The sequence below is a fragment of the Alteromonas sp. NFXS44 genome, from assembly GCF_040148705.1.
Lineage (GTDB): Bacteria > Pseudomonadota > Gammaproteobacteria > Enterobacterales > Alteromonadaceae > Alteromonas.
Genome location: NZ_JAGDEA010000012.1, coordinates 208,035 through 228,707, shown reverse-complemented (window position 1 = coordinate 228,707; position 20,673 = coordinate 208,035). Strand labels below are relative to the sequence as shown.

Genomic DNA, 20,673 nt, shown 5'->3' with positions numbered 1-20,673 from the left:
CATTCTTTGACGGGCTGCAAACGGCGATCAGATGATTGCCCGTTCCGGCAAGGACGGGTTCAGCTCTCTGGCAATAATCTCCAGACCTTGTTGTAAGTTCTCAGGATTGAGATTGCCCAGACAAAGACGTAAATGCGCCGAAGACGTTTCTGTTACATGGAAGAATACCGATGGCAGTGCATCAACACCCAGCTGGTTCAGACGGCTGATCACGGCGGCATTATCAAGCCGCGGAGAATGTTTCAGCCAGATGTGCAAATTCACCGGGTCGTACTGAATACGTCTTTCGCCCAGAATCCCTTTGGCCAGCGCAATACGCTCTATGCAGTCTTCCCGCCTGGCCTGCTCAATGGTAACGGCATCGCCGCTTGTATGAAGCCTGTGAGCCAGTTCGGTAGTTACCGGTGGTGTAAACCAGTTCTGTGCCTGTATCACCCGTGCCAGACTACCGGTAAATTGTGGCGGGCAAACCAGCATGCCGGCCCTTAACGCCGGTGCGACACACTTGGAAAACCCCGATACGTGAAAAGTGCGCTCAGGCGCAAGCTGTTGCAGTGACAAAACCGGTTCTGCATGCAGATAGATATCGTCTTCCACCAGATAAATGTCGTATTTGCGGGCAATTTTCACCAGCTTTTCCCTGTGACTTTGAGAGAGGGTTTTTCCGGTGGGATTGTGCGCTGTCGGCAGAATAACCAGCACCTGGCTGCTGGCCTGCTTGCACCGTGCTTTGAAGTCGTTGAGATCGAGTCCGTACTCATCCATGGCCACTGGCTGCAATTGCAATCCAAGCAGTGTTGCCACGGCACGGATCCCGGGGAAAGTGGTTTCCTGAACCATTACCGTGTCACCTTTATTGCATAACAACATCAGGGAAGACAACAAGCCTTGTTGGGCTCCGGAAAGGAGGAAGAGATTCTCCGGGTCTGCGTTATTTCCTCTCAGATTCAGCCAGTCCGCCATACTCTCCCGGTGTTCCGGCAGTCCGCGGGTATCGCCATACACCGACCACAGGCGGGGATCATTCTGACGGGCAAGGTTCTGAAGGTGGGTTGAAAGAATGGGTTCAATATTCAGGCAGGCCGGCTGATTCAATGTGAAGTCGAAAACATCTTTGCGTCCGGGCAGCATCGCTGCACTGATCGTCCGTCCTTGTTTTTGCTGTTTTACAAACGTCCCTTTTCCCTGTGTTTTTTCAATGATTCCCCGCTGTACGCCTTCATCAAAGGCGCGGTTTATGGTTCCCGGTGTAACATTCAGCAGCGCTGACAGTGCCCGTACGGTGGGAAGCTGCTCGCCCCGCTTCAGCTCTCCGCTGACAATAGCCTGTGCCACACCGTCGCAAATTTGCAGGTAAAGCTTTTTGTCGCTGGTGGCATCAATTGTCGGTTTCCACATTTTCTGCTCTCACATTGATAGGGTAACAATTTATATTTTTGTGTTTATTGATTGCTCAATCAGTATATCAATCATGTTGGTAATGTTAAGTACGTTGTTTAAGAGAAAAGAAAATGGAATTGCAGAATCTGAGTTTGCTGGTGGTGTTTGCTGTCAGTATGACGTTTACCCCGGGACCGGCTAATCTGACCTTGCTGGGCACCAGTGTGCAACTGGGCATACGCAGCACGCTGCCGCTAATGGCAGGGGTGGTAACAGGGTTTGTGATTAATGCTCTGGCGATTTGCGTCGGGTTAGGCAGTGTTTTTCAGCAGTTTCCTGTGATGGTGACGTTCATTAAAGTGGCCGGTACGTTCTACATTCTCTATCTTGCTTACAGCTTGTGGCGGGTCAGACACGCCGAAGCCCGCAGGGCCAGCGCTGTTGCCCCCGGATTCTTTAAAGGCATACTGGTACACCCGCTGAACCCCAAAGCCTGGCTGATGTTGATCACCGCCTACAGCCAGTTTGTGTCACCCGACCGTGTGGTCACAGACAGTCTGGCCCTCATCATTGTGTTTTGCTTAAGCGGACTGGCAGCAAACAGCTTGTGGACGGTACTTGGCAGCGTGATCCACGAATATCTGCAAGTCCCGAAAATGCGCTACAGCTTCTTTACTTCACTGGCAGTGATGCTTTCAGGCTTGGCAATTGCGCTGTGGTTGACATAATAGGCGAAAGCAGCGCATACGGGACGCCACAGATGAAAAAAGCAGTACTGGATAAAACCGACAAGGCCATTTTAGCGGCGTTACAGAATAACAGCGAAACACCGGTAAGCGATATTGCAGAACAGGTGGGGCTGACGACGACACCGTGCTGGCGCCGCATCCAGAGACTGCAAAACGACGGGCTGATCAGCAAGCGTGTGGCACTGCTCAGTGCTATGCATCTTGGCTTAACCATGACAGTGTTCGTGCAGGTAAAGGCATCCCGTCACGATGCGCAGTGGCTGGACAAGTTTGCCCGCCATGCTTCCTCTTTTGAAGAAGTGGTCGAATTTTACCGCATGTCCGGCGAGTATGATTATCTGCTTAAAGTGCTGGTTACTGACATGCAAAGCTTTGATCACTTCTACAAGCGGCTGGTATCCGGCATCGATTTGAGCGATGTCACCAGCAGTTTTGCCATGGAACAAATCAAATACTCCACTGAAATGCCCCTGACTCATCTGTGAGCGCAGGCTGAAAACGTGCAATACCATGTGTTGTATCAGGTTGACAGCAATCAGATCCGTCTTTCGATTCACAGGTGATCCGCTGGTGCCCCCCGTGTGATACTGTGTGCAGGTTTAAATGTACAACAGGAATTCATCGTGACAGCCTCTGCTAATCCTCACTGGAATGATATTTTTCATCTTGAAACGCAGCTAACCGGCGAAGAGCGTATGCTCCGTGACGCGGCCAGGGACTTCTGCCAGACGGCACTGATGCCGGGCATCGACAAGGCTAACCGGACAGCGACTTTCGATACGGCCATCATGCGCCAGTTCGGCGAAACGGGGCTGTTGGGCGCAACCATTGATGGCTATGGCTGCGCCGGGGTGAATTATGTCTCTTACGGATTGATTGCCAGAGAAGTGGAACGGGTCGACAGCGGATACCGCAGCGCCATGAGCGTGCAGTCTTCACTGGTCATGCACCCTATTGCGACATTTGGTACCACTGATCAGAAAGAAAAATATCTGCCCAAACTGGCCACCGGAGAATTTATTGGTTGCTTTGGTTTAACTGAACCGGATGCGGGTTCGGATCCGGCGGGAATGAAAACCCGCGCGGAAAAAGTGCAGGGTGGATACAGACTGACAGGCAATAAAATGTGGATCACCAATTCACCGGTAGCCGACATCTTTGTGGTATGGGCGAAAAATACTGATGAGGACGGTGAGATTTGCGGTTTTGTGCTGGAAAAAGGCATGGCCGGTTTGTCGGCACCGGAAATCAAGGGCAAGTTGTCGCTGAATGCCTCTGTTACCGGCGAAATCGTTATGGACAACGTATTTGTGCCGCAGGAGAACATGTTTCCCGAAGTACGGGGACTAAAAGGACCATTCAGTTGCCTGAATATGGCCAGATACGGTATTTCCTGGGGAGCTATGGGGGCGGCAGAGTTTTGCTGGCACGCTGCGCGGCAGTATGGTCTCGACAGAAAGCAGTTCGACAGGCCACTGGCACAGACTCAGCTTTTCCAGACAAAGCTGGCGGATATGCAGACGGAAATTGCGCTGGGCTTGCAGGGGAGCTTGCGGGTGGGACAACTGATTGACGCCGGCGCATTTGATCCCGTGATGATTTCACTGGTTAAACGGAATAACTGTTCAAAGGCACTGGATATTGCCCGTAAAGCCAGAGATATGCACGGAGGCAACGGGATTGCCGGTGAGTTCCACGTTATGCGGCATATGCTGAATCTGGAAACAGTGAATACTTATGAGGGCACTTACGATATTCACGGGTTAATTCTGGGCAGGGCGCAAACCGGACTGCAGGCGTTCTTTTAATTTTTTCCGGCACAAATAAAAACAGGCCTTGTGAACAAGGCCTGTTTATCGGGTGTTGACGCTAGTGATTTGAGTCAGCGAGTAGCTTGGATTTCTTCTTGATCTTGCAATCAAAAATCTTCTCAGCATTTTTCCTTCCAATATAGTATGCAACTGTATATGGATGGCTCCGCTCAAAAAACCGCGTAAATGACTTGGTTAATGCATGCATATTCATGAGCCCTCCTGTGGTTTACCCGTCACTATCATATAATTATGACAGTAATATGTCTAACGTGTTACAGAGAAATTTAGTTCACCACGATAAAATAAATTTATCGGGTGACTCCCTTTAAATATAGGCGTTCCGTTAGAATTTGCTAGTTTAATTTTTTTATAGAATAAAATGTTTCTTACTACCACTGCCGGATAATTTTTTTGTATATATCGGCATCAAGCAGGCTGAGCTGCGTCGCCGACGGTGTCAGTGCCTGTAATGCGTTTACTGCATCCTGCCAGTTATCGTAACGGTTGCCGTCAATCATATACACACTGGCTGCGGCGGGGCGGGTTGAGTCCAGTGGATACGCCGTTGCGGCAGAGGGCGGGGTGGTATTGTGGAAAACCGATTCTGACGTGATGTAATCGGCAATGCCGTCATTGTTGATGTCTTTACTCAGCCAGCTCTTTCCTAACAGGGTGTTGTAGGTGCCGTCAGATTGCATTTGCGAAATAGTGTCGTTAAATGTTGAGATCAGGCCTCTGTTAGCGGCTGTATCCTCTGCCAGCATCAGGTGGAAGCCGCTGGTAATGAGGGCGTCAGCCGAGCGGGAGACCAGTTCCTCGTTATCTGCCAGCAGTAAAAGGTTAAATTCATCAATCAGTAAAGCTGAAGTCATCAGCAGGGGCGTACGATCATCAGCAAATTGTTTAAAGGCATCGAATGTAGTGGGCGTACGGGACCATTTCACCTCGCGCACAGCGCGGATCTGCGTGGTATTGGCAAAACGGTTCTCAATAGCAATGCGGCTGTCCTGTAACTGAGGCAGCAGTTTAATTTCTTTTACCGCAGGACGTTTGCTGGCTGCATACAGATATAAAGGCAGATACGGCGTTGAATAGAGGGCATTACTCTGTTTGCCATCAAGACTGATAAACGCATATTCTCCGTTAAGCTGGCCGGTAGTCAGTGCACCGCCTAAAAAGGCCCTGCGCATCACTTGCAACGACACGTCCGTGTCCATACGCCTGAAGGCCTCAGTGACAATACTGTTCAGCCTGGCAGGCTCACCTTCGTTATCAATGTAAGTGGCGAGAGGAGAGGCGCCCAGTTTGATTTCCGCCTGCGCCGTCATACAAAACAGGGTCGTCAAAATTAAACCGCTAAATACCTTTATCATCAAATACTTCCTAAATACGTCTGCCAGTACGGAGTCATTCGGGCAGAGTCGTCTACCGTAACCGGCTTTATTAAAAAAGTGTAGCGTCCCGGGGGGATTAATACAGAAAAAGCGTGACAACCTGTCACGCTTTTAACCTGACGATAGTGTGAGGACAGCTTGCAAAGACGGGTCGCAAGCTGTACTTCAGGCTTATTCGCCGAAACTGCCGGCTGCGCCCGGGTAGACCACCGGGCTTTCAATGCCGTCCTTGCTGACACTGGCAACACCAAAGAAGTAGTTGTCGATGACAATATTTTCCAGTGTGGCTTCAGTGACGTCACCAACAAATTTGCTGTATTGCCACTGCGGTGCATCGGTATAGCGCCAGTACAATTTATAACCGGCTAACTGAGGGTTTTGTTTGCTGTCGGCGGCTTTCCATTTCAGCGTGGTGGAAGGTTGTACCGCCCCTTCAATGGATACCTCTGCCGGTGGTGACGGTGCCCAGGACATAGCAGCCAGACTTACTGCATTCAGTCCGGTCAGTTTGGCTGCATAGTCGAAGTCAACGCCGTCAAGGGTGTCGCCGTATACAATGCCGTCCTCCGTGCGTAAGTCCTGATGCTGGCGGGTGTAATTCTCGTTGGTTTCCATGATGCGGATGCCGGGATAGCCTAAATCATTGAATGGCCGGTGGTGTCCGCCGCGGCCGAATCTGTCGAGCCGGTAGATCACCATGGTGTCTAAATTTTCGATGTACTGATCAGCAATTTTATCAATATAACGGGCCAGATTGCGGCTGGGGGAATCCACTTCTCCGCCGGTGAAACGCCGGGTACGGGCTTCTGCCTCAGTTTCAGTGACTCTGGTTCCTTCAGCGAACAGGCGGGCGGTACTGTTATTGATAACGCCGTTCACCCCTTCGATATTGCCAATCATATCATTATTCAGCACGGCCTTGATGCGCCAGCCTTCCTTCTGTGCTTTTGCGGCAAGAATTTTACCGCCGAATAAACCCTGTTCCTCACCGGAAAGTGCGGCGTAGACAATGGTGCCGTTAAACTTGTACTGGCTCAGTACCCGTGCCGCTTCCAGTGTACCGGCAACGCCTGAGGCGTTGTCGTTTGCGCCGGGACTGTCAGATGTGAAATCCATCACATCTGATACCCGTGAATCAATGTCACCGGACATGATCACGTAGCGGTCCGGATCGGTGGTTCCCCGTTGAATAGCAATGACATTGACCACCTCCACCGGATCAGGAATTCGCTTTTCACCACTGATGGTGTCACTGACCGTGATAACCTCAAGGCAGCCGCCGCATTCCGCGGAGATGTGTTCGAATTCTTTTTGGATCCAGCGACGGGCGGCACCAATGCCACGGGTGTCTGATTTGGTTTCAGACAACGTGTGACGGGTACCGAAATTAACTAATGTAGTGATATCTTTTTCAATACGGTCTGCGGAAATTGCTTTAGCAATATCGTGCAGGCGCGGATCGTCATTAGCGGTGGGGGCTGCTATCGCTGAAGCGGACAGCAGCATGGTAGTAGCAACCAGTGTGCGTGGTAGCATAAACACTCCTTCAAGCCTGTTGTAAGTGCCACGCTTATGGTTGCGTGGCTTTATATGAAGGCGTAGGCGTCACCGAAGAGTTTACCGGTGGACAGGCCACATGCTGCAAAGTCATCCCGTGCCACTTTGGCCATTTCGAAACGCCCTGCAATATAAACCTGTTTGTCAGATAAATCCGGATAGTCAGTCATCACAGCTTTGTGAACCCAACCGGTTTTACCCTGCCAGCCTTCTTCAGGAAATTCTACTACCGGAGCGAAGGTGAAATTGTCATGCTTAGCCGCTAATGCTGTCAGTTCATCGAATAGATAGAGATCTGACTGATTGCGTCCGCCCCAGTAAAGGGTCACCGGCGTAGTTGCATGATCTTTCAGTGCCTGCTGCAAAATAGACCAGGTATAAGAAAAACCGGTACCACCGGCGATAAGAATCATGTCTGAACCATCACTTTGTAATGATGCTTCTCCGTGACCGCCACTTAAGGTGACTTCACCTTCATTACGCATTTTGTCGAGGACTTCGGTGGCGTAAGCGTTTTTCTCATCTGCACCAATGTGCAATTCGATTCGACCATTGTCATAAGCCGGATTAGCGATGGAAAACGGACGCTTATCTTTTCCGCCCATATGCACCATGATGTACTGACCGGCTTTAAAATCCACCGGCTGCGCAGGCGTTAACTCAACTTTATAAACGACCTCAGTTAACGGCGTGATGGCCGTAACCTTACACTGAAATTCCGACATATTTTCCTATCACTGTAGTTTAAATGTGTTGTGAGTGGGCGAAGCGGCGGAGGAGACTGAGATTCGCCCAACCGCTAATCAGTCCATAATACCAAGACTGTCCCAGATGTCATCCACGCGCTGTTTCACGTTTTCATCCATGACAATAGGCGTGCCCCACTCGCGGTCTGTTTCACCGGGCATTTTATTAGTGGCATCCATACCCATTTTAGACCCCAGACCGGAAACCGGAGAGGCAAAATCCAGGTAATCAATGGGTGTGTTCTCAATAAGAACAGTGTCTCTTGCAGGGTCCATTCTGGTGGTAATGGCCCATATCACGTCTTCCCAGTTGCGGGCATCCACATCGTCATCACACACAATCACAAATTTGGTATACATGAATTGACGCAGGAACGACCAGACGCCCATCATCACCCGTTTGGCGTGGCCGGGATACTGCTTCTTCATGGTGACGACCGCCATGCGGTAAGAACACCCTTCCGGCGGCAGATAAAAATCGACGATTTCAGGGAATTGCTTTTGCAAAATAGGCACGAACACTTCGTTCAGTGCTACACCCAGAATCGCAGGCTCATCCGGCGGACGGCCGGTATACGTAGAGTGATAAATGGGTTTTTGACGGTGGGTGATATGGGTAACAGTGAACACCGGGAAAGAATCGACTTCGTTATAGTAGCCGGTGTGGTCACCGTAGGGACCTTCCGGTGCTACTTCGTCCTGAGCGATATAACCTTCCAGCACGATTTCAGCACTGGCCGGCACCTGCAAGTCATTACTGACTGATTTAACCACTTCCGTTTTGCTGCCACGTAACAAGCCGGCAAAGGCATATTCCGACAGCGTATCCGGCACAGGGGTTACGGCACCTAAAATGGTGGCCGGATCGGCGCCAAGCGCTACAGACACCGGATAAGGTTCGCCGGGATGGGTTTGACACCATTCACGGAAATCCAGTGCACCACCACGGTGGGATAACCAGCGCATAATGACTTTGTTTTTCCCGATTACCTGCTGACGGTAAATACCCAGGTTCTGACGTTTTTTGTGCGGACCTTTGGTAACCGTTAATCCCCAGGTGATCAGTGGCGCGGCATCGCCCGGCCAGCAGCGCTGAACCGGCAGCTTAGATAAGTCGACGTCATCACCGCTGAGCACCACTTCCTGACAGGGCGCCTTCTTCACTTCTTTGGCCGGCATGTTCAGAACCTGTTTGAACACCGGTAATTTTTCCCAGAGATCCTTCAAACCCTTAGGCGGCTCGGGCTCTTTTAAGTAGGCAAGTAATTTACCTACTTCCCGGAGCGCCGATACTGATGACTGGCCCATTCCCAGCGCTACACGTTCCGGCGTACCAAAGAGGTTTGCCAGTACCGGCATGTCTGACCCTTTCGGGTTCTCAAATAACAGGGCCGGACCTTTGGCCCGCAATGTACGGTCGGCGATTTCCGTCATTTCCAGGTCGGTGTCGATTTCCTGTGTAATGCGTTTCAGCTCGCCTCTGGCTTCAAGTTGCTCAATAAAATCCCGTAGATCTTTGTATTTCATCGTTTCCGTGTTTATTGCATCCTGAGAATGGTAGCCGGAGTATATCACTTAACGGCCGGATCCGTTTCAGGGGATGCCGGTTTGTGTCATAAACTTAATTGAGCAGCAGGTTGTTGATACAAATTAATCTGGACAGCGGCTGCAAATGGTAGTGTTATAGCGGATGTACCCGCAGTATTTGCCTTACAATTAACCCTGCTGTGGTGCACTCAAACAATAACAGTGTCAGGAGAGTGTAATGGTGTTAGTAGATCAGGATATGGTCGACGAGTTAAATCTTCTTCTTAAATTTCCGGCGTCCAGTCTCATGCAGGGACTGAAAATTCATCACGACGCCAGCCAGTCAGTTGTTCACGCCGCAGAACGTCTTTACTCAAAAGGGATCATTACTCAGCCTGACGGCGGCTATCTTACCGACCTGGGCGTAGACCTGGCAGAGCATGCCCGGCACATCCAGTCAGCATTATCGATGAAACTGAACTAAGCTTGCAGCTTAAGCTTTACCGTCCCCCGCCGATAAATTAAACATAGCGGTGCGATGCCTGATACTGACGGCATCGTTCACCGGCACCGGGGTTAATGACAGTTCAGGTTTTCACATGAAAAATAGCGTAATTCTTTTGTTTACATCATTGCTGTGTGTTGCCGGGCTTAATGTGTCTTCTGCTCAGGAGATCAAAGCCGTGCAACTGTACACACAGGATGAACTTATCAACATGATCAACAAAAATGAGCACCTTACACGGGTGGTCACCGATCGTTGTCAGCTGGTACAGGATATTGAAGCCCACGCAGAAGTGCTGAAGGAGCCCGCTTATCAGTTTCTCTGGGGCGATATGCTGGCCTGGGGGGTCTGTGTGGATGCCGAACCTGAGCGCGGGATTGGATTTATCCGTGATGCATCGGAACAGGGATTGCCGGCTGCGCTTGAGCAACTGGGCCGGTACTATGCCAAAGGCACCCTGGTGCAAACAGATAAACAGCGTGCAGTCATTTATCTCCGTGAAGCCTCAGCACTGGGTAACTTAAAAGCACAAATGCAACTTGCGCAACTGTTTCTCGATGGACACGGCAGCCCTTACGATTATGAAGATACCTATCACTGGCTGTATAACGCAGTAACAGATGACAAAAAAACGCACAGCGACATCGCCGGATACTTGTCGGAACTGGAAAAGCTGATGCACCCGAAAGCGGTAAGAAACGCCAGACGGCCTGCTGATTCCTGATAGTATTTACTTTGGTTGCTCAGGGGCTTTCTCAATCAGGCCCTTGAGGGTTTCCAGCGTATCGGCCTCTGCGGCAGGTTTATCCCAGCGGATACGGTGAATGCGGGGGAAGCGTAAAGCTACCCCTGATTTATGCCGGCTTGAGGGATGTACAGCATCAAACGCGACTTCTACCACCAGCTCCTTTTTTACTTCCCTTACCGGACCAAAACGACCCGTTGCATTGCGGCGTACCCAGTTATCCAGCTTCTTGAGTTCTTCATCAGTGAAGCCGGAATAAGCTTTGCCCACCGGGAGCAGTGTATCGCCCTCCCGGGCACCGAAGGTGAAGTCTGAATAAAAGCTGGAACGTTTGCCGTGTCCGCGCTGGGCATACATAACGACTGCATCAATTAACAGGGGATCCCGTTTCCATTTATACCACAGCCCTTTTGGGCGGCCGGGTACATAGGTACTGTCTTTGCGTTTCAGCATCAGTCCTTCAATGGAGGTGTCTTCTGTGATATCCCTGTGCAGTGCCTCCAGTTCAGCCACATCACTCACACTGTAGGTGGGAGATAAATGCAGGCGCTCCACCGGATATTTTTTAATGTAATCCGCCAGGCGCTGACGACGCTTAGTTAATGACAAGGCCATCAGTGACTCGCCATTAAGTTCCAGCAGGTCATAGGCCATGATTGCTACCGGCAGTGATTGCATAAGTTTTGCGGATGGTTTCTTCTTATTTAATCGTTGCTGTAATTGATTGAAGGTATCGACCTTATCGCCGTGCATCACCAGTAATTCACCATCGAGTACCAGGTTATGATCGATGGTGTCCAGCAGATCCGGAAACGAACCACTGATATCGTCACCGGTGCGGCTGAACAGGGCTTTGCCCGCAGGAGCCGATACCAGTTGCACACGGATGCCGTCGAACTTGGGTTCAATCTGCCATTCGCCCGCGGCAAGTTTTTCCCGTGTATCATCATCGATAGGGTGGGAAAGCATCACAGGATGAAAGGTAACCCGGTCAGAAATATCCGGCTTCGGCCCTTTATTTTCCAGCCAGTTCAACAATTCAGTGTAAGGTGGCTCGACGCCATGCCAGAGGGCTTCAATTTCTTCTACAGGCACTTCACCGTAGCTGGCAAGGATTTGCTTAATGCTGCGGGCAGAAACCCCTATACGCAACCCCCGTGTACCCAGTTTTATCAGCGCCCAGCGCTGTGAGGCTGTCATATTATCGAGAAGGGCGGTGAGCAATGGTTTTACTTCTGTCCGCTTCGCCTCGCGGAATGATTCGACAATCTCATTCAGACCGGGCAGCACAACATCGCCTGAGGGCTGAGTTTCAGGTTGCCACAGGTGCGCCACCGTTTCGCTCATCTCGCCTACATAGTCGTAACTCATGGCAAAAAGATTTTCGTCGATGCGTTCAAGCATCAAGGTTTTTATTGTATTGCGCTTAAAAAAATCGAATTTGAGTTCACCGGCGATGGCCGCGATTGCCCAGCCCCTGTCCGGATCCGGAGTGGTAGCAATGTAATGGGAAATCAGCGCGGCTTTGGCGTTGGTGCCGCTGGTAAAATAAAGCTGTTCAAGTAAATCACTGAATGCTTCCATCAGCCGGTTTCCTCATCGTCATCGTAGCCGACCATAGAAAGCGCTCTGGCTTTAAAACCCATCAGATTTGCCTGATACATCAGTGCATCTTCGCGGCCATGAGTCACCCACACTTCTTTGGGAGAGACTTCTTCGATGGTTTGCAGCAATTCCGGCCAGTCACAGTGATCGGAAATAATCAGGGGCAGTTCAACCTGGCGTTGCCGGGCGCGGGCACGAATCTGCATCCAGCCTGATGCCATCACGGTGCGTACATCTGGCAGGGAACGGGACCAGCGATCAGCCAGTGCTGACGGCGGGGCCAAAACAATTTCGCCGGCAAGGGAGGCCTTATCCTCAACGTCACTGACCGGAATCAATTTTCCCAGTGCTATACCCTGTTGCTGATAGAGTTCGCATAATTTGAGCAGCGCGCCATGCAGATAGACAGGTTTGTGATAGCCAGCTTCCCGCAAACCAATAAGCACCCGCTGGCATTTTCCCAGCGCATAAGTGCCGACCAGATGGCAACGGTGAGGGAAAACGCTTAGTGATGTGAGTAGCTTCTCGATTTCATGACTGATTGGCGGATGAGTGAATACCGGCAGACCGAAGGTGGCTTCAGTAATGAACACATCGCAGGGCACCACTTCAAAGGGCGGACAGGTAGGATCGTGACGACGCTTGTAATCACCGGATATCACCAGGCGGCTTCCGCGATACTCCAGCAGTACCTGGACAGAGCCAAGAATATGACCGGCAGGATAGAGGGTCATTGTGACAGGGTCTGCACTGTCTCCCAATGACACGGGAACGCCCGGCTTAAGCGCAGTGGTGCGTTCTGCCATCTCCTCACCGTAGCGGGTTTTCATAATCGCCAGGGTTTCAGCTGAAGCGAATACATGTTGATGACCTGCCCGCGCATGATCAGCATGACCATGAGTAACCACGGCGTTTTCCGCCGGTTGCATCGGGTCGATGTAGAGCTTCGCAGGATGACAATATAATCCTGCCTCTTCTACCGATATCCAGTCTTGTGGGTGCACTCTGTACTCCGTAAACCTGTTTGGTTAAGTTGTACGTTCCGGGCGCTTAAACAGATGTGCGGTGAGCAAAGCAGAACATGACATTGATTTAATACCGGGCGACTGAAACCGCCAGGGCTGTTCATGCGTAACTAACTGGTTTATGGCAAAAAGACTTCCACCTCCTTTTTATCAGTGGCTAAGAAGTAAAGGCTGGCAACTGCGCGACTATCAACGTCGTATGCTGCCGGCTGTCGCGGACAATAACGCCACATTGCTGATTGCTCCTACCGGGGCAGGAAAAACCCTGTCCGGTTTTCTGCCTTCTCTGGCTGATTTATACCGCCATCCCGTAGCAGGATTGCACACCTTGTATATATCTCCTTTGAAAGCCCTGACAAACGACATTCAGCGCAACCTGATGGCACCGGTGGAGGCCATGGATCTGCCGGTAACCATTGAGACCCGTACCGGAGACACCCCATCCCATAAACGCCAGCGTCAGCGGCGCAAACCGCCGAATATTTTGCTTACCACACCGGAATCACTGATGCTTTTGCTGTCGTATGCTGATGCACCGGCCATATTCAAAAACTTGAAGACGGTGATCATTGATGAGGTTCACAGCCTGGTTGCCAATAAGCGTGGCGATTTCACTTCTCTTGCACTGGCAAGGTTACAAACCCTTGCGCCTGATATGCACCGTGTCGGGTTATCAGCAACGGTTGCACACCCTGAGGTTATTGCCGGCTGGCTTGGCCGGACGGGGGAACCGGCTGAAGTGATTCAGGTACCGCAGGCGGTGAAGCCTGAAATTACCCTTCTGGAATCAGAGCACCGTATGCCGTTCGGCGGCTTTATGGCACGCTACGCCATGGAAGAAGTCTACACCGCGATTAAACTGGCCGGCACCACACTGGTGTTTGTGAATACCCGTGCACAGGCTGAACTGGTATTTCAGATGCTGTGGGAAGAAAACCGTGAAGGTTTACCTATTGCGTTGTACCACGGTTCTTTATCGAAAGAGCAACGCCGCAAAACCGAAAGCCTGATGGGGCAGGGGAGTTTACGGGCTATTGTCAGTACCTCAGCGCTGGAGTTGGGGATTGACTGGGGTGATATCGACCTGGTCATACAGATTGGCGCACCCAAAGGTGTCAGCCGGCTATTGCAGCGAATTGGCAGGGCAAATCACCGGCTGGATGAACCCAGTAAGGCGTTGCTGGTGCCGGCTAACCGGTTTGAAGCGGTGGAATGCAGGGCGGCGATGAACGCCATTGCTGCAGGTGAACTGGATGGCGAGCCACTGCTCCCCGGGGCGATGGATATCCTGCCGCAATTTATACTCAATTGCGCCTGCAGTCAGCCCGCAGACCCGGAGGATATTTACCGGCAGGTACTGGACGCCGCACCGTATCAAAGTATCGATTACGCCGATTTCATGAAGTTGTGGCAGTTCACTGTTGACGGCGGGTATGCCCTGCGTGCACACGAGCGTTACCAGCGGATGGAAAAACGGGAGGCCGGCACGTACAGCCCCGCATCCAAACGGGTTATTCAGCGTCACCGGCAAAATATCGGCACCATAGTGGAAGCCGGACGGTTGAAAGTAAAGCGCATCCGCCGGGGCAATCAGGGCAAAATTATTGGTGAGGTGGAAGAGTACTTCGCCCAGCAACTGGTGCCCGGCGACACCTTTATGTTTGCCGGAGAAATCCTTAAATTCGAAGCCATCCGGGACATGCAATTGCACGTAAAGCCCGCCAAAGGCGGAGAGCCGAAAATCCCTTCCTACGCCGGCGGGCAAATGCCCATGTCGACTTTTCTGGCAGAGGGCGTAAGGCAGATTCTGGATACGCCGGCAGACTGGTCATCGTTGCCGGCACAGGTGAGAGAGTGGCTGGAATTACAGCAGGCATTCTCGGCCCTGCCAGACAAAAAGCGGGTGCTGATTGAGCAGTTTCCTTACCGCAAGACAAACTACTTATTGTTTTATACCTTCGAGGGCCGCAAGGCGAACCAGACTCTCGGCATGCTGATGACGAGGCGCATGGAAAAAATGCGTTTAAAACCGCTGAGCTTTTCTGTCACCGACTATGGTTTGTCTGTGTGTTTGCTGGAGCAGGTGACAGAAGCGCAACTGGAGCAATTGTTCCGGCCGGATATTTTGGGTGACGAACTGGAAGACTGGATGCTGCATGCACCGATGCTGAAACGGTCATTCAGGCAGGTTGCCGTGGTCAGCGGCCTGACAGAACAACGCTATCACAGCAGCAACAAAACCATGAAGCAGGTTACCTTTTCCACTGATCTGATTTACGATACCTTGCGGGAACATGAACCCGACCATATTTTACTGACTGTTACCCGTGCGGACGCAGAGAGGGAACTACTGGATTTGAAACGGCTGGCTGACATGCTGATCCGGTTTTATGACAAACTGCACTTTGTGTCGTTACCCAAAGTGTCTCCCATGGCCATTCCCATTGTGCTGGATGTTCGCAGTGAACAGGTGAAAGGCGCCGGTTCACATGCAGTGATAGAGCAGGCCAGTTTGTATCAGGAAGCAGAAGACATGATGGCAGACATCAGAGCCTTGTTAAGTGGTGACGCGCCGGGTGAAGCAGGCGGAAACGGGTAAACAGTGCAGGGAATTAAGTGGCGATAACAGAAGAACAGCTTAACCGTCTGGTAGCGCACAACAGGGCCGTGCCGGTAAGGTTTGCGCAGCAGGTGTTTATTGCCGATGGCAGGGGCGTGCTGTATTGCCCGGCCAGGGACGCGCTGGTGGTATCCGATCTGCATTTCGAAAAGGGAAGCTATCTGAGCCGGTTTGCCAACCCGTTGCCACAACTGGACAGTCTGGCGACATTGCAGCGCCTGCAGAAAATACTGTCAGACTATGCGCCGGCACAGGTTATCTGCCTGGGGGACAGTTTCCATGATGCCGGTGGCTTTGATCGCATGGGCATTGCAGAAAGAAAGCTGCTGGCTGGTTTAACGGCACAATATAAAGACTGGGTATGGATAGCCGGCAACCATGACCCTGAGATCCCGGCCGGTGCCGGTGGCCGCACAATCGATGTTTTGCACTGGGGCAATATCAGGCTGCAGCACGAACCGGATGAATCCGCAGACACGCCTTCCGGTGCAAGAACTCCGGCCGCGCAAATCATCGGCCATTTTCACCCTAAAACCCGCACCTGTGTTGGCAGAAAACGTTTCTCCGGTAAGTGTTTTGTAAGCGATGACGGCTTGTTTATTATGCCTGCCTTCGGGCAGTACACCGGTGGCCTGGATGTCAGCAGCGGGGTGCTCACCGCGTTGCTTAAGCGCGGTGATAGACAATGTTTTTTACTGTACGAAAATAAGATATATCGCTGTAAACCTGACTGAAAGTACAGTTATCCTGTTGTTTCGGGTGTACTACACTGGCACGCAGTTATCTACCGGAATGCTGCCACTATGTACACACATCGTCGCTGTCCCTGCTGCAAAAGTCGCAGTATTTGCATGAAAGCCCTCGCTAACAGCGGTAAGTTTATGTGCCGTGAATGCTGGCAACCTGTCAGAGTCAGCCGGTTATGGCGACACGGTGCAACCTTGTTCATGCTGGTAAGCACATTCCTGCTGTTTCAGTTTACATTCCGCTTCGCCGGGGCAGTATTATTTTTCCCTTCTCTGATGCTGCTTGCGGGGAATGATATTTATGCGGTGAGGTGGTTTCCGCTGACCAGATTTAAAGACAGTGATTTTGTAGGGAATGAGCTGGATAAGTGCAAAAGCCACCGTTTGCGCTGAAGGCAAGACGGCAGCCTGCGGGCTGGCGGAGGATTAATCCCGCCAGCGTTTAGTTAAATCTTCATAGGCGTCAATGCGACGGTCACGGAAATAAGGCCAGATGCGTTTTACCTTTTCAGTTCTTTCCATATCCAGTTCTACCGCCAGCGTTTCCTCTTTGTCGGCGGATGCCTGTGCTAGCACTTCACCTTGCGGGCCGGAAATAAAACTCTGTCCCCAGAACTGAATGCCCGGATCGCCTTCTACCGGGGAGGCTTCAAAACCGGTACGGTTTGCCACAATGACAGGTAGCGAGTTAGCAACAGAATGGGCGCGCTGGATCGTGTGCCAGGCACCGTGCTGACGCTGACGCTCTTCTTCCGTATCGGTCATATCCCATCCGATAGCGGTGGGGTAGAACAATAAATCTGCACCGGCCATTGCCATCAGGCGGGCTGCTTCCGGATACCACTGATCCCAGCAAACCAGCACACCGAGTTTACCCACACTGGTTTCAATTGGCTTAAAGTCCATGTCGCCCGGCGTAAAATAAAACTTCTCGTAAAAACCGGGATCGTCAGGAATATGCATTTTACGGTATTTGCCGGCAATTTCTTTGCTGCGGTCAAACACCACGGCGGTATTGTGATATAGCCCGGAGCCCCGCTTTTCGAACAAAGAGGTTACCAGCACAATATTGTGTTTTTCTGCCAGCTCGCCAAAGAAGTCTGTAGCCGGTCCGGGAATAGGCTCTGCCAAATCAAATGCATTCGTGTCTTCTTCCTGACAGAAATACAGTGTTGAATGCAGCTCCTGTAATAAAATACATTCACAACCTTCAGCGGCCAGTTTAGCAACCTGCTCTGCACTTTTGTTCCAGTTGGTGGCTTTATCGTTGCTGGCAACGGCCTGCTGAACCAGACCTACTTTAAGGGATTTCTTAGGCATAGAGGGTCACTCCTTTATTCAGTTGAGCCAGTACAGCAGGCTTCAATGTGTTAACCGGAACCTGCATGGAAATACAATGCAGACTGCCGTATTGTCTTACCAGGGTGTCACAATTCACCGGTACGATGGTGTGATCAGGGAAGGCAGCCTGCGTGACAGCAATGGCTTCTGCGTCCTGAGGCTGCTGATACACAGGCAGTAAAACCGCATCATTGCAAATCAGGAAATTCGCATAGGATGCTGGCAGGCGATCACCGTCATCGTTATACATTTCCGGTAACGGCAATCTGAATTGCTCATGGGCAGGGAACGCATCCGCGCACTCTTCACACAACGCAGCCAGACCGGCAAAATGACTGTCTTCAGGGCAGTTATCCGCGGCCTGAATAACCAGACCTTGTGACGGTGTAAAACGCACCAGTGTATCAATGTGACCGTCGGTGTCGTCGCCTTCAAGGTGTCCCTGATGAAAAATGGTCACTGCAGAGCACTCCAGCATCCGGCGGAATTCATCATCATATTGTGCCAGGGTCATTATGCCGTTGCGCTCAGGATTTTGCAGGCACTGTGCCGTTGACAGTAAGTGGCCGTTCTCATCAATTTCCAGTGCGCCGCCTTCGGCAACGATATCGCTGGCTTTCAGCGGAAGCTGACACATATCCGCCAGATAACGCTGGTTTACCCGGTTATCCAGTGATGCATCGAATTTATTGCCCCAGCCGTTAAACTGAAACTCAACGGGTTGTCCGGGGCTGGTTGTATCGCCCGCGGCTCTGCATGTTAAAAAAGCATAGTCCCGTGCCCACGTATCGTTGAATTCAGCTGACACAATTAAAACCCGCGCACTGGCAGGTAAGCGGCTTTGCACGCCGGCAATATCACTTTCACGGCACAGCAGAATGACACCGGCTTTGGCGGCATTCACCTGCTCAATCACCTGCAGATAAGTGGCTCTTGTTTCTTCAAGCCAGGGGGCCCAGTCAGTCTGGTCATGGGGCCAGGCGAGGATCACTGCATCGATGGCTTCCCACTCAGGAATAAGTGGTGAAGATGTGTTCGTCATTGCGGTTCCGTTGAATCAGTTAGTAGACGGCGCAAGTATACCCCGTCCCAAAATGGCGATAAATAAAAGACGGTGAAATCAGTTGAATTTTAGATGGCGTCCGCCGTTGACCTGCAACGTCTCTCCGGTCACGTACGATGCATTGAGCAGATAGTTCACTGCATCAACCGCAGCCTGAGCGCCGGGCTCACTCTGCATCAGCGACTTCGCCAGCGCTTTTTGCTTATAGGCTTCATCGTCGCCTTCGTTAAACACCAGCAGTGCCGGTGCTATGGTGTTCACTTTTACATCCGGCGCGAGCATTTGTGCAAATGATAAGGTCAGGTTATGCAGTGCCGCTTTGCTGGCTGCGTAAGCCAGATGTTTTTCACTGCCAATGTCCTGCACAAAATCGGTTATGTGGATGATATCTGTTTTTTCTTCTTTGGTTGTCAGTAACGATTTCAATCCCATATTCATCAGATAAGGTGCTTTCGCGTGGATTTGCATCATGGCATCAAACAGGGCCGCATAATCTTTGCTGTGTTTTTCTGAGTCCCATGATGATGCATTGTGAATGACCGCCCGCAGGCTGGTTGTGTGACTTTTCACCGCTTCAATACATCGCAGGATGCCGTCATCGGTGCTAAAATCTGCACAAATTGCCACCGCACCGGCTTTTTCAAGGCGCTCAATGGAAGCTTTATGAGTACGGTATGTTACAATTACGGGATAGTTGTTTGTGAGCAGGTTTTCGGCGATGGCAAGGCCAACGCGCTGCGAAGCACCGGTTATCAGCACTGGACTGGGCAAAGCAAACTCCTTGGATGATCAGGTTAACGCCCCTGGTTTCGTCATTAAATTTTTATCATCTGACGAAAAAAGTGGTCTGTAAGTATAGCCTTTTTCGTTAAATGAAAATCAGGTTGTTCGGAATTTTTCTAATGTTATCAAATGAAGCAGTAGTTGTACGTGACGCAATCGAACCCGGATTGTCCCCTGCGGCAATTAAGGTAAGAAATGCACTTGAAGCGAAAGGACTGGAAACACCCCTGGTGCGGAATGGTCTGTCTGATGATGAGAAGCGCGCACGCATTCAGGCGGCGATGACAGACATCATGGATACGCTCGGGTTAGATCGTACCGATGACAGTCTGGCTGAAACGCCGGCGCGCATTGCGAAAATGTACGTCAATGAAATATTTGGCGGTCTGGACTACCGGAATTTTCCTAAGATCACTGTGATTGAGAACAAGATGCAGCTCAATCAACCCGTACAGGTTACAGATATCAGCCTGACAAGTACCTGTGAACACCACTTTGTCACCATCGACGGCACGGCAAGAGTGTCTTATATCCCGAAAGATACTGTGATTGGTTTGTCGAAACTGAACCGTCTGGTGAGCTTTTTTGCCCAGCGACCTCAGGTGCAGGAACGACTCACGCAGCAAGTGCTGGTGGCTATCCAGACGCTGGCGGGCACTGAGGATGTGGCGGTATCTATTGATGCAACACATTACTGTGTAAAAGCCCGCGGGATCAGAGATACCAATTCCTACACGAAAACCTCTGCACTCGGCGGACAATTTACTACCGACCCGTTACTTCGTCAGGAATTCTTCAGAGACTAAATAAGGTTAAGAAAACTGCCTGCGCACACAGGCAGTTTGCATGTTTAAGAAGATTATCGCAGCGCGATATCAGAAGATGCTAAAGAGACAATAAGATTGATTTTCTCGCCGATACCATCGGCGGGTACCACTTCCAGATGAGAACCGCACTTGTCACAGGTGGTGTACATTTCACGGTACATTTCACGGTGCGTATCCAGTTCAATGGCATTGATATGACTACAATGCGGGCAAAGATATTCTTGCTCCAGGGTAGCATTCATAACG

The 20,673-nt window shown here is 51.1% G+C and carries 20 protein-coding genes; 9 read left to right on the top strand and 11 right to left on the bottom strand.

The annotated features are described in order from the left end of the window. Positions 1-27: 27 nt before the first annotated feature. A complete protein-coding gene (locus tag J3369_RS18105) occupies positions 28-1,398 on the bottom strand; it encodes an aminotransferase-like domain-containing protein (protein WP_349589551.1) in 1,371 nt (456 codons plus the stop codon). A 113-nt stretch (positions 1,399-1,511) separates the two neighbouring features. Here J3369_RS18105 and J3369_RS18100 point away from each other — a divergent pair, with 113 nt between their 5' ends. The 3 genes from J3369_RS18100 (at position 1,512) to J3369_RS18090 (ending at position 3,937) form a co-directional block, all read left to right on the top strand. Then, a complete protein-coding gene (locus tag J3369_RS18100; RefSeq protein ID WP_119502647.1) occupies positions 1,512-2,108 on the top strand; it encodes a LysE family translocator in 597 nt (198 codons plus the stop codon). 32 nt (positions 2,109-2,140) lie between these two features. After that, positions 2,141-2,614, top strand: a complete 474-nt coding sequence (locus J3369_RS18095) for an Lrp/AsnC family transcriptional regulator (RefSeq protein ID WP_181013636.1) — start codon at positions 2,141-2,143, stop codon at positions 2,612-2,614. 210 nt (positions 2,615-2,824) lie between these two features. Next, positions 2,825-3,937 (top strand): acyl-CoA dehydrogenase, encoded by a 1,113-nt coding sequence (locus J3369_RS18090; protein WP_349591060.1) that lies wholly within the window; start codon positions 2,825-2,827, stop codon positions 3,935-3,937. A gap of 395 nt (positions 3,938-4,332) precedes the next feature. Here J3369_RS18090 and J3369_RS18085 read toward each other — a convergent pair whose 3' ends face one another. The 4 genes from J3369_RS18085 to ubiD all read right to left on the bottom strand — a co-directional run bounded on the left by J3369_RS18085 (position 4,333) and on the right by ubiD (position 9,167). Further along, positions 4,333-5,316: a transporter substrate-binding domain-containing protein gene (locus J3369_RS18085; protein ID WP_349589547.1), complete on the bottom strand. Its 984-nt coding sequence runs from the start codon at positions 5,314-5,316 to the stop codon at positions 4,333-4,335. A 192-nt stretch (positions 5,317-5,508) separates the two neighbouring features. After that, positions 5,509-6,843, bottom strand: a complete 1,335-nt coding sequence (locus tag J3369_RS18080; RefSeq protein WP_349591057.1) for a M28 family metallopeptidase — start codon at positions 6,841-6,843, stop codon at positions 5,509-5,511. Positions 6,844-6,923: 80 nt separating this feature from the next. Then, positions 6,924-7,619 (bottom strand): NAD(P)H-flavin reductase, encoded by a 696-nt coding sequence (gene fre / locus J3369_RS18075; protein ID WP_349589544.1) that lies wholly within the window; start codon positions 7,617-7,619, stop codon positions 6,924-6,926. A gap of 78 nt (positions 7,620-7,697) precedes the next feature. Beyond that, positions 7,698-9,167 (bottom strand): 4-hydroxy-3-polyprenylbenzoate decarboxylase, encoded by a 1,470-nt coding sequence (gene ubiD / locus J3369_RS18070; RefSeq protein ID WP_303575541.1) that lies wholly within the window; start codon positions 9,165-9,167, stop codon positions 7,698-7,700. A 238-nt stretch (positions 9,168-9,405) separates the two neighbouring features. Between ubiD and J3369_RS18065 the strand changes: the two genes are divergently transcribed. Together J3369_RS18065 and J3369_RS18060 are read left to right on the top strand one after the other, a co-directional pair. Then, positions 9,406-9,651 carry a TIGR02647 family protein gene (locus J3369_RS18065; RefSeq protein ID WP_119502642.1) on the top strand — a complete coding sequence of 82 codons (246 nt, stop codon included), beginning with the start codon at positions 9,406-9,408 and terminating at the stop codon, positions 9,649-9,651. A gap of 115 nt (positions 9,652-9,766) precedes the next feature. Next, positions 9,767-10,396, top strand: a complete 630-nt coding sequence (locus J3369_RS18060) for a tetratricopeptide repeat protein (protein WP_303575538.1) — start codon at positions 9,767-9,769, stop codon at positions 10,394-10,396. 6 nt (positions 10,397-10,402) lie between these two features. Here the strand turns inward: J3369_RS18060 and J3369_RS18055 are convergent, their stop codons facing one another. Together J3369_RS18055 and J3369_RS18050 are read right to left on the bottom strand one after the other, a co-directional pair. Then, positions 10,403-12,001: a cisplatin damage response ATP-dependent DNA ligase gene (locus J3369_RS18055; protein ID WP_349589540.1), complete on the bottom strand. Its 1,599-nt coding sequence runs from the start codon at positions 11,999-12,001 to the stop codon at positions 10,403-10,405. Then, a complete protein-coding gene (locus J3369_RS18050) occupies positions 12,001-13,026 on the bottom strand; it encodes a ligase-associated DNA damage response exonuclease (RefSeq protein ID WP_303575534.1) in 1,026 nt (341 codons plus the stop codon). The genes J3369_RS18055 and J3369_RS18050 overlap by 1 nt, the downstream gene beginning before the upstream one ends. 142 nt (positions 13,027-13,168) lie before the next feature. Here J3369_RS18050 and J3369_RS18045 point away from each other — a divergent pair, with 142 nt between their 5' ends. The 3 genes from J3369_RS18045 (at position 13,169) to J3369_RS18035 (ending at position 16,806) form a co-directional block, all read left to right on the top strand. Then, complete coding sequence (locus J3369_RS18045; RefSeq protein ID WP_349589537.1) at positions 13,169-15,646, top strand: ligase-associated DNA damage response DEXH box helicase; 2,478 nt, start codon at positions 13,169-13,171, stop codon at positions 15,644-15,646. A gap of 17 nt (positions 15,647-15,663) precedes the next feature. After that, positions 15,664-16,401, top strand: a complete 738-nt coding sequence (gene pdeM / locus J3369_RS18040; protein ID WP_349589535.1) for a ligase-associated DNA damage response endonuclease PdeM — start codon at positions 15,664-15,666, stop codon at positions 16,399-16,401. Positions 16,402-16,518: 117 nt separating this feature from the next. Further along, positions 16,519-16,806, top strand: coding sequence for a hypothetical protein (locus J3369_RS18035; protein WP_349589532.1), 288 nt, complete (start codon positions 16,519-16,521; stop codon positions 16,804-16,806). A 33-nt stretch (positions 16,807-16,839) separates the two neighbouring features. On the opposite strand, the gene J3369_RS18030 is transcribed toward J3369_RS18035, so the two are convergent. The 3 genes from J3369_RS18030 to folM form a co-directional block, all read right to left on the bottom strand. Beyond that, on the bottom strand, positions 16,840-17,733 hold the full coding sequence (locus tag J3369_RS18030; RefSeq protein WP_349589530.1) for a carbon-nitrogen hydrolase: 894 nt from the start codon (positions 17,731-17,733) through the stop codon (positions 16,840-16,842). Beyond that, positions 17,726-18,796, bottom strand: a complete 1,071-nt coding sequence (locus J3369_RS18025; RefSeq protein WP_349589528.1) for an agmatine deiminase family protein — start codon at positions 18,794-18,796, stop codon at positions 17,726-17,728. Before J3369_RS18025 ends, J3369_RS18030 begins: the two co-directional genes overlap by 8 nt. A 78-nt stretch (positions 18,797-18,874) precedes the next feature. Continuing rightward, positions 18,875-19,588 carry a dihydromonapterin reductase gene (gene folM / locus J3369_RS18020; RefSeq protein WP_349589525.1) on the bottom strand — a complete coding sequence of 238 codons (714 nt, stop codon included), beginning with the start codon at positions 19,586-19,588 and terminating at the stop codon, positions 18,875-18,877. Positions 19,589-19,719: 131 nt separating this feature from the next. On the opposite strand from folM, the gene folE reads away from it, so the two are divergent. Beyond that, entirely contained in the window at positions 19,720-20,406 is a 687-nt protein-coding gene (gene folE / locus J3369_RS18015) for a GTP cyclohydrolase I FolE (RefSeq protein ID WP_349589523.1), read from the top strand. 53 nt (positions 20,407-20,459) lie between these two features. Here folE and J3369_RS18010 read toward each other — a convergent pair whose 3' ends face one another. Continuing rightward, on the bottom strand, positions 20,460-20,669 hold the full coding sequence (locus J3369_RS18010) for a hypothetical protein (protein ID WP_303575518.1): 210 nt from the start codon (positions 20,667-20,669) through the stop codon (positions 20,460-20,462). Positions 20,670-20,673: the final 4 nt, after the last annotated feature.